At 37.4% G+C, this 8567-nt stretch carries 9 protein-coding genes and 1 tRNA gene; 7 read left to right on the top strand and 3 right to left on the bottom strand.

Annotated elements, in window-relative coordinates; all coding sequences use genetic code 11:
• Positions 1-376: 376 nt before the first annotated feature.
• Together G7Y42_RS11475 and G7Y42_RS11470 are read left to right on the top strand one after the other, a co-directional pair.
• The gene (locus G7Y42_RS11475; protein WP_165006062.1) at positions 377-1993 is read left to right on the top strand and encodes a hypothetical protein; all 1617 of its coding nucleotides are present in this window, start codon (positions 377-379) and stop codon (positions 1991-1993) included.
• 334 nt (positions 1994-2327) lie between these two features.
• A complete protein-coding gene (locus G7Y42_RS11470; protein WP_165006063.1) occupies positions 2328-2579 on the top strand; it encodes a hypothetical protein in 252 nt (83 codons plus the stop codon).
• 41 nt (positions 2580-2620) lie between these two features.
• Here G7Y42_RS11470 and G7Y42_RS11465 read toward each other — a convergent pair.
• Positions 2621-2703: transfer RNA gene (locus G7Y42_RS11465), tRNA-Leu, on the bottom strand.
• A 74-nt stretch (positions 2704-2777) separates the two neighbouring features.
• Here G7Y42_RS11465 and G7Y42_RS11460 point away from each other — a divergent pair.
• The 4 genes from G7Y42_RS11460 (at position 2778) to nagA (ending at position 6642) form a co-directional block, all read left to right on the top strand.
• Entirely contained in the window at positions 2778-2939 is a 162-nt protein-coding gene (locus tag G7Y42_RS11460; RefSeq protein ID WP_165006064.1) for a hypothetical protein, read from the top strand.
• A gap of 171 nt (positions 2940-3110) precedes the next feature.
• Positions 3111-4328, top strand: a complete 1218-nt coding sequence (locus G7Y42_RS11455) for a pyridoxal phosphate-dependent aminotransferase (RefSeq protein WP_165006065.1) — start codon at positions 3111-3113, stop codon at positions 4326-4328.
• A gap of 254 nt (positions 4329-4582) precedes the next feature.
• On the top strand, positions 4583-5419 hold the full coding sequence (locus tag G7Y42_RS11450; RefSeq protein WP_165006066.1) for a helix-turn-helix transcriptional regulator: 837 nt from the start codon (positions 4583-4585) through the stop codon (positions 5417-5419).
• 74 nt (positions 5420-5493) lie between these two features.
• Entirely contained in the window at positions 5494-6642 is a 1149-nt protein-coding gene (gene nagA, locus G7Y42_RS11445) for an N-acetylglucosamine-6-phosphate deacetylase (RefSeq protein ID WP_165006067.1), read from the top strand.
• 172 nt (positions 6643-6814) lie between these two features.
• Here the strand turns inward: nagA and G7Y42_RS11440 are convergent, their stop codons facing one another.
• On the bottom strand, positions 6815-7186 hold the full coding sequence (locus tag G7Y42_RS11440; RefSeq protein WP_165006068.1) for a hypothetical protein: 372 nt from the start codon (positions 7184-7186) through the stop codon (positions 6815-6817).
• A gap of 9 nt (positions 7187-7195) precedes the next feature.
• Positions 7196-7876 (bottom strand): DNA/RNA non-specific endonuclease, encoded by a 681-nt coding sequence (locus tag G7Y42_RS11435; RefSeq protein WP_165006069.1) that lies wholly within the window; start codon positions 7874-7876, stop codon positions 7196-7198.
• Between the two features lie 165 nt (positions 7877-8041).
• Here G7Y42_RS11435 and G7Y42_RS11430 point away from each other — a divergent pair, with 165 nt between their 5' ends.
• The gene (locus G7Y42_RS11430) at positions 8042-8566 is read left to right on the top strand and encodes a hypothetical protein (RefSeq protein ID WP_165006070.1); all 525 of its coding nucleotides are present in this window, start codon (positions 8042-8044) and stop codon (positions 8564-8566) included.
• The last annotated feature ends 1 nt before the right edge of the window (position 8567 follow it).

Raw genomic sequence — 8567 nt, 5'->3', positions numbered from 1 at the left:
AAACTTCCTTTCAGATTGATGTTTTAGACGACTCTATTCTATCGGAATTTTTGTATGTCTGTTTGTTTTTTTACAAAAAAATCTAGGACCGACAGAAAATTCTATCAGTCCTAGAAATTATAGAGCCTCTTTTTTTCGTTCTGCAATTAACTTTTCTAATTCCTCTAGATCCTCAAGTGTAGCCTTATTTCTAATGAAACCACGAGCGGTGTAGTATTGAGCTAAATAGGTTCGCTTTTCTTATATTTATTTGGTACTGTAAATAAAATAACCCTTCTGTTGTTTTCCGAGAAGTGGTATATAATTCCTTTATTTAACTGGTATTATTAAGAAAAAACTGATATTATTTATAACATAAAAATGATGGGGTAGGTATATGATTAAAAAGAATGATTTTATCAGAATATTTATAGTTTATGCATTTGTTAGCTTACTGTATTTAGTTCCGGCATTTAAAAATATGGAAATTTTTGGTTTTTATGATACTGCGTTTCATATCAATCGTGCTTTAAGTTTAGAGTCTATTTTTAGTTCTCCTATTAATTTTGATACATTTAGATCATATGGCATGCAAGTAAATAACTTTTATCCATGGCTGACTATATATCCTTTATTTTTGTTAATTAAGTTTACTAATTTAGCTATAGGTTATAATCTTTTCCTTTACGCTGTTACAATGATTACACTATTTATATGTCATTATGTAATGTTTGAAATTAGTAAAAGACATTTTACTAGTTTGGTTTTTGCTATTATATACACAACATCTTCATTTAGAAGTGTAGAAATATTTCTTCGTGGAGCACTAGGAGAACTACTCGCGATGTCAATCATTCCTCTAGTTTTACTCGGATTTATAAAACTTTACGACTCTAAAAAGGAATCATGGATTATGCTGACAATGAGCATGACTTTGTTGATTTATACACACGTTCTTTCTGTGGCAATGACTGTAGTAATGATTGTACTTGCGTTAATCCTTCAATTCTATCGAAAGAAGAAGATGGAAATTTCTATAGTAATTAAATTAATAAAAGCAGCTGTTGTTACATTGCTCCTTTCGCTAGCATTTATAGGTCCTATGCTTGAACAAACATTGTACCAAGATTTGAATCGTCCTTACGTAGATATATTACAAAAAAGAGCAATTTATCTAGGTAAACAGTTTTTGATCGGAAGTATAGATTCAGATTTACTATCGTTTGGTATTGGTTTAGTCTTGTTTATTTGTATAGTTATATTAACAATAAACTTTAAAAAATTAGGATTTTTATCTAAATTCACTTATTCTATGGGCATAATATCTATTTTACTATGCACGAAAATATTTCCATGGTTTGCATTACAAAATACTCCTTTAAATATTATTCAAGCACCTTGGCGGTTTATGATATTTTCAACATTGTTTATATCTTTTTCAGGAGTCTTATTTATTTCTCCATGGCTAGAAAAAATTTCACATACAAAGAAAAGAGATACCATACTAATATTAATACTAGCTGTCTCTACTTTAAATTACTCATCTGTAGTTAATATGGTAAAAGAAATGAACTTTCAGGGGACTTATTCTAATTCACAGATGGTAGATAAACTTGCTACTTTTGAAAACTTTGACTATGTTCCTGAGGGTTATCAAAAACAGCAATTACTTTTGAAAAATCACCAGGTCACAGAAAATGGACAAATTATTGATAGTAGTTTTTCTCCAAACAAAGATGAAATTATATTTACTTTTGAATCATCAAAAGATAAAACGATAGTACTTCCTGTATTTCATTACAAGGGGTTAAGGATTAGTGTCAATTCCAAGGATATTAAAATACCTAAACAAAGTGGACCCTTAATTACTATAAAAGGTGAAAATGGAATAAATAAAGTATTGATCAAATACTCATACACATATTTTTCAAAAATATCACTATTTATTTCTATAACTACGTTAATTTTACTTCTTTTTTATTGCATAATGCTAAAAAAAGAACATACTAACTAGACTAATGCATGTGAATATTTCCCAGAAATATTTACTTCTTGTTTTTAGTCTAAATATAGGTCGGGATGGTTTTTTATTGAATTCGAGAAAATTATCTTTACCTTCAAGTAATAAATATAGTTAATTAATCTTGAATATTAACCGCCTCTTAGGAGGTGGTTTTTTATTTGTATTAAAATACTTGTAGAAGCAAGGTATTACATGAGGGTGTTAAAATATAATTGTGTTTTTTCTTCCATTAACATAAAGGTCACCTCAAAAAGAGTATGCGAACAAGAGTTCTCGTTGTAAAGAGTAGAATATAAATATATAAATAAAATAAAGGGGTAACCAAATGAAAAAAATGAGAAAAAAAGAATTTATGAAAGCCTATAATTATTCTGCTTCAACTTATCAAAGACGAATGTCAGAGCTTAAAAGTACACCTCTGTTTTGTAGAGCTTATGAAAGAGTGACCGGACAAGAAATATGGAGCGATACGAAGTTATGTGATATATTTTTATCTTTTAAAGCGTATAATAAAATACGTACAAGAAAAATATCTCCTCAAAAATTTATAGAGGAAGATAGAAAAAACGCTGTATAAATAAAAAAGCTCATGAAGTAAATAAACTTCACAAGCTACGATGCAGACGATGGGATTTGAACCCACACGAGCATACGCTCACAAGACCCTCAATCTTGCATGTCTGCCGTTCCATCACGTCTGCATAAGAATTAACAATAACATAATAATGATAGCGAGTATTTCACGAGATGTCAAGATGAATTAGTGAGGAAAGCGATGAAAAAATACGATGGGGAATTTGCTGGACTAGGAATGGTTGCTGGACTTCTAGTTGGTTTGGCTTTTGGCAGTTTTTCAGGCGGACTGATGCTAGGAGTTGTTTTTGGTATCGCCATGGACTGGGCGGCAAATCTATGGAATGATTGGCAAAACAAATAAAGCATGATCATCTAGCAGACAAAGGCCTTTAGCCAAACTTGCAACTATTTCCTTCCTTGCATCTATAAAATGAGTGGCAAAATAGAGAAGGATAGAGTATGATATTGAAATAAGTGAATAACAAAAAATCAGAAATTTCTAACTTTTCGAAATGAGGGATCGGATCATATTATGAGAGAATTTGAAAAATCCAACAAATTAGAAGGTGTCAGCTACGATGTCCGCGGCCCTGTTCTTGAAGAAGCGGAAAGGATGCAAGAAGAAGGGATCAGTATCCTGAAGTTGAATACCGGTAATCCAGCACCATTTGGTTTCGAAGCACCAAATGAAGTGATACGCGACTTGATCATGAATGCACGGGATTCAGAAGGTTATTCCGACTCAAAGGGGATTTTTTCTGCGCGAAAAGCTATTGAGCAGTATTGCCAATTGAAAAAATTCCCTAATGTGACGATCAATGATATCTACACTGGGAACGGTGTGAGTGAATTGATCACAATGTGTATGCAGGGATTGCTTGACAACGGCGACGAAGTATTAGTCCCGATGCCTGATTATCCGTTGTGGACTGCCTCGATTTCTTTAGCAGGCGGAAAGCCGGTCCATTATATATGCGATGAAGAAGCAGAATGGTATCCTGATATTGAGGATATCAAATCGAAAGTGACCAGCCGGACAAAAGCGATCGTTATCATCAATCCGAATAACCCGACAGGTGCACTTTATCCTAAAGAGCTCTTGGAAGAGATAGCGGAAGTCGCACGTCAGAATGACTTGATCATCTATTCAGATGAGATTTATGACCGTCTAGTGATGGATGGTTTGGAACATATACCGATCGCGACATTAGCCCCGGATTTGTTTGTCGTGACCTTGAATGGCTTGTCTAAATCACATCGAGTTGCAGGTTTTCGTGTAGGATGGATGGTGTTGAGTGGTGACAAATCCCGAGTGAAAGGCTACATTGAAGGACTGAACATGCTGTCTTCCATGCGGCTATGCTCGAATGTATTGTCTCAGCAGATCATCCAAACTGCTTTGGGCGGCTATCAAAGTGTGGATGAACTGCTCCTGCCTGGCGGACGTATCTATGAACAAAGAGAATACATCTATCAGGCAATCAACGACATCCCTGGTCTATCGGCCGTCAAACCGAAAGCAGCTTTTTATATCTTTCCTAAAATCGATACGAAACGCTTCAATATTTTAGATGATGAGCAATTCGTATTGGATTTCTTGCATGAACACCATATCCTGCTTGTACATGGCGGTGGATTCAACTGGCATCAGCCAGATCATTTCAGAATCGTCTATTTGCCGAAAATGGATGATCTGAAGGTGACAGTGGATAAAATGCGGGAGTTTCTGTCTACCTATCGTCAAAAGTAAATTGAATCTTTGAAAGAAAAATGGCGAATATCCATTAGTGGATTTTCACACGTGTTTTGGGAGCGGGACGAATCGTCCCGGCTCCTTTTTAAATGAACGGATTTTCGTTAAAAAAGAGATTAAAAAAGAGCATGAAAAAGAAAAGAAACAAAAAAACTTTCCTATGTAAAGATGTCCCTTTTCTTGATGTTTCTTTCTTCGTAAAGTAAAATACGGATATAATGCGAAAACGCATATTTTGGAGGAGGATACTTATGGAAACGTTGGTCGATTCCTTTGGGACAATCATAAAAGAAATCCGAAAAGAACAGAAGATGACACAAAAGATGCTTTCGCAGGATATTTGTTCACAAAGTGTTTTAAGTAGAATTGAGAATAATGAAGAATTGCCCAATGTCATGGTGATGGCGCAGATTTGCCAGCGCTTAGGAGTGACGATTGATCATGTCATGAGTTTATCGAATGGAACAATCCGAGGCGGATTGAAAGAATTCGAACTGCTAGATGTCTATTTTCAAAAAAGAGATTATCGTAAATTGGAACAAATACTGAAATCACCGGAAGTAACAGAAAATCTTTATCTGGCGGCGGATTGTCAGCGTTATTATTATTATTTAGGAGTTTGTGAATTCACTCTTCGTAAAAATATCACCCAGGCATTGTGTTATCTGAAAGAAGCGTTAAGTTATTCCAATTCCAGTGACCGATCACATGTCTCGGATACAGAGATACAGCTGATCAGCTGTATCGGAAAGATTTATGGAGTAGCAGGAAGAACAGCAGAAGCCAGATATTATCTGAGCCGGAGCATCCAGCTTTTTCATCAGTCGATCAATGATCGTACAAAAAGCGAATTTTCGCAGATATTTTATAATTACGGAAGTTTTTTATTTCATCAGAATGAAATAGAGGCGGCTTTAGAACAAGTCAGCCAAGGGATCCATTGGGCACAAGAAAAAAATAGTTATTACTATTTGAATGATCTGTTTATTCTGAAAAGTTTGATATTTAAAAGAAAAGGTGAACTGAAAAAAGCCCTTTTTTATGAAGAGTTGGCTCAATCGGTCAAAAAAATCTCAAAAAGCTTATAAATGGTGTAGACCATTCTTGACTTCTCTTCGAAATAAGAGTAACTTAAAGGTAGAAAACCAAAGGAGAGAATAGAATGAGAACTTTTATCTATGCTGACAAATTCTTTTTGACGTCAGGTGTGAAAAATGCAGGTTACCTTGAAATCACAGATGGTTTTTTTGGTGAATACACCCAAGAATTACCTGATGGAGAAATCAACGTAATTGACCAAAGCGGCAAATGGATCGCTCCTGGATTAGTCGATACACACATCCATGGCTATATGAACCATGATGTAATGGATAATGACGCTGAGGGCATCAAAGCGATGTCAGAAGGATTGCTTTCTTGCGGTGTCACTTCTTTCTTGCCAACGACGCTGACTTCAAGTAAAGAACGTTTGAAAGATGTAGCTGAAACCATCGGAAAAATGTATAAAGAAGCACCAGGCGCAAAAATCAAAGGAATCTATTTCGAAGGACCTTTCTTTACAGAAGAACATAAAGGGGCGCAAAACCCAAGCTACTTCGGTGATCCTAGTTTGGATACATTCCATGAATGGCAAGAAGCATCAGGCGGATTGATCAAAAAAATCGCTCTGGCACCAGAACGAAAAGGTGTAGAAGAGTTTGTGAAACAAGTGACTGAAGAAGGTGTTGTGGTTGCTTTAGGACATAGTAATGCAACGCTTGAAGAAGCACAAAAAGCAGTAGAAGCCGGAGCGAGTGTATTCGTTCATGCGTATAATGGAATGCGTGGATTGAACCATCGTGAACCTGGTATGGTAGGCGCATTACTGTCATTAGAACATGTCTTCTCAGAGCTGATCTGTGATGGTCATCATGTACATCCGAATGCAGCTGAGATTTTGATGGAAAAAGCTGGTCATGACCATGTCGCATTGATCACTGATTGTATGATGGCTGGCGGGATGCCTGATGGAAATTATAATTTAGGTGAATTCCCAGTCGTTGTGAAAGACGGGACAGCACGTTTGGAATCCGGTAATTTAGCCGGCAGTATCCTGAAATTGAAAGAAGCGATCAAAAATGTTGTAGACTGGGGACTTGCTACACCTGAACAAGCTGTGATGATGGCTAGTCTGGTACCAGCAGTCAGCTGCAAGATCGATGACACATGCGGAAAAATCGCAAAAGGAAGAGATGCTGATTTTATCGTATTGAATCCTGATATGACGCTTGAAGCAACTTATTTAGATGGTGTGGAACGTTACCACGCATAAGATAAGGTTGTGACAGAAGTGGACAGCTTCAAGAAATAAGAAGGAATTGATGAAAATTGCTTCTCAAATTTTTGTAAAATTTGGGCTTAGTGCCGCAGATGCAAGCTTTTGAACACCATTTATTCGAAAAAAAAAGGCTGTGACAAGATTTTTGTCACAGCCTCTTTTTGCGTCAATGTTCCTCTTTTTTGAAAAAAGAATAAATAGATTCTGCTGTTTTTTCGTATCTTATCAATAGATCAGAGAACGAGCTAGGATAGAAAAGGACATCTTCTTTCATATGAGAGCGGGGGAACAATAAGACTTGCTTTTCGTTCACAAGCAGATAATCGCCATCGATCGTTCGAGCAGCAGGATAATAAGACATCAGTAGGATATCAAGCTGCTCACGAGTGATCACTCCGAATTTTTCCGTTGCTGTTAAACTGATAGCCAATCGATCCTTAGAAGGAAAGAAGATAAGCTCGTCAAAGTGACTGATCCGTTTTTGGTGTAGCCATTTGAGTGTTTCTTTCGTTGACAGCTGGTCTACTGGTTGAAACATCTATTTCACCTACTTTATATTGGGTATCTTCACATTGAAATTGATAGAGGAAGGATCAGAAAGACTCTTCGCCTCCAGCAAAACATCTGCTGGTATGAGCTGATCGCCAGCATATTCCGGGATGACACGGTAGCGGACTGTTTCCCCTTTGTTCAACGCGTGTCGGATCTCCAGTTCATAATAGTTCATATATGGATCGTTGACTGGAAACTGATATAAAGTGACAAGATTTCTCGGTTCATCCCCACTTCCGCCGAATTGTTTAGCGATCAAGTGTCCGCGTGAATGATCATATTTAGGTCCCGAAACAAAACCGGGTGGACGGATCGCCCGATTTGCACTAGTACCAGTGTTGATCATCTCTTTTTTCAGCAAGGCATCTGCTCCAGTCGGTCGGCCTAAAGAATCGAGTTCATGATAGGTGATCCAGCCTTTTTGCTGATCGGCCAGTTCCTTAGATGTGAAGCTAGCCGTCCCTAGATTTTCAGGCCCGGGGTTCTTACCGGTCGGTGCAAGATCTTCGCCAGTGGGCAGTCCATTGTGATCGTCTGCCTGTTTGGATGTTGGATAGGTGCTCTTTGCTATGGACGCATCTTTTTGGTGATCAGATTGATCGATCCCATACCATCCAGCTGCGCCGGCAAGCAGCAACGTGAGCAAGATTCCCCATAATTTGTTCAGTTTTTTCATTTTTCTCCCCATTTCTTAAAAAGCTCATTGCTTATTATAATAAAGAAGAGGTCTAGAAGAAAGAAAAAACATCTTCTCAAAGTATGGCTTTGAAGGCGCAAAATAAACTATACAGGGGTTTTAATAATTGGTATGATAGACATAGAAATAAAAGGAGGCGCTTAAATGATAGGGGGAGTTGCACTAGAGACAATCTATTGGTATACCTTGCTAGTTTGTGCCGTTTTAGCCGTGCTGCTTGTTATATTTGGAGACGTTTTCGACTTTGATGGACCTGTTGATCCAATGCTTGTCATCCCATGGCTTACTTTTACCAGCTTATTCGGCTATTTGGGCGAGAAACTGACAGATCAATCGGCGTTATTCATTTTTATTGCGAGCGGGGCGGTCGCGACCGTTTTGGTTTTTCTGCTGAACTTCTATATTCTGATGCCGATGAAACACGCTGAATCCACATTGTCTTCATCAGAAAGGTCGCTGGAAGGACAAGTGGCAGTAGTTGTAACGCCAATACCGATCAAAGGGATGGGCGAGATCCAATTGAAAAGTGTGACCGGTTCCATCAGCCGCCCAGCATGTTTTTACGATCCGCAACTAGCAGAAGCTGCCCAAGGGACAAAAGTACTGATTATCGAGGTAAGAGAAAGAGTGTGTTATGTCGTGCCCTATGAGAGCATGATTAAAATGTAAA

This window comes from Enterococcus sp. ZJ1622, assembly GCF_011038845.1.
In the GTDB taxonomy this organism is placed as follows: domain Bacteria; phylum Bacillota; class Bacilli; order Lactobacillales; family Enterococcaceae; genus Enterococcus_B.
This window is presented reverse-complemented; position numbering and strand designations above follow the sequence as displayed.

Coding starts and splice junctions, on each gene's coding strand:
- G7Y42_RS11455 (WP_165006065.1), top strand. CDS start 3,111: ATGAGAGAATTTGAAAAATCCAACAAATTAGAAGGTGTCAGCTACGAT.
- G7Y42_RS11475 (WP_165006062.1), top strand. CDS start 377: ATGATTAAAAAGAATGATTTTATCAGAATATTTATAGTTTATGCATTT.
- G7Y42_RS11440 (WP_165006068.1), bottom strand. CDS start 7,186: ATGTTTCAACCAGTAGACCAGCTGTCAACGAAAGAAACACTCAAATGG.
- nagA (WP_165006067.1), top strand. CDS start 5,494: ATGAGAACTTTTATCTATGCTGACAAATTCTTTTTGACGTCAGGTGTG.
- G7Y42_RS11435 (WP_165006069.1), bottom strand. CDS start 7,876: ATGAAAAAACTGAACAAATTATGGGGAATCTTGCTCACGTTGCTGCTT.
- G7Y42_RS11460 (WP_165006064.1), top strand. CDS start 2,778: ATGAAAAAATACGATGGGGAATTTGCTGGACTAGGAATGGTTGCTGGA.
- G7Y42_RS11470 (WP_165006063.1), top strand. CDS start 2,328: ATGAAAAAAATGAGAAAAAAAGAATTTATGAAAGCCTATAATTATTCT.
- G7Y42_RS11430 (WP_165006070.1), top strand. CDS start 8,042: ATGATAGGGGGAGTTGCACTAGAGACAATCTATTGGTATACCTTGCTA.
- G7Y42_RS11450 (WP_165006066.1), top strand. CDS start 4,583: ATGGAAACGTTGGTCGATTCCTTTGGGACAATCATAAAAGAAATCCGA.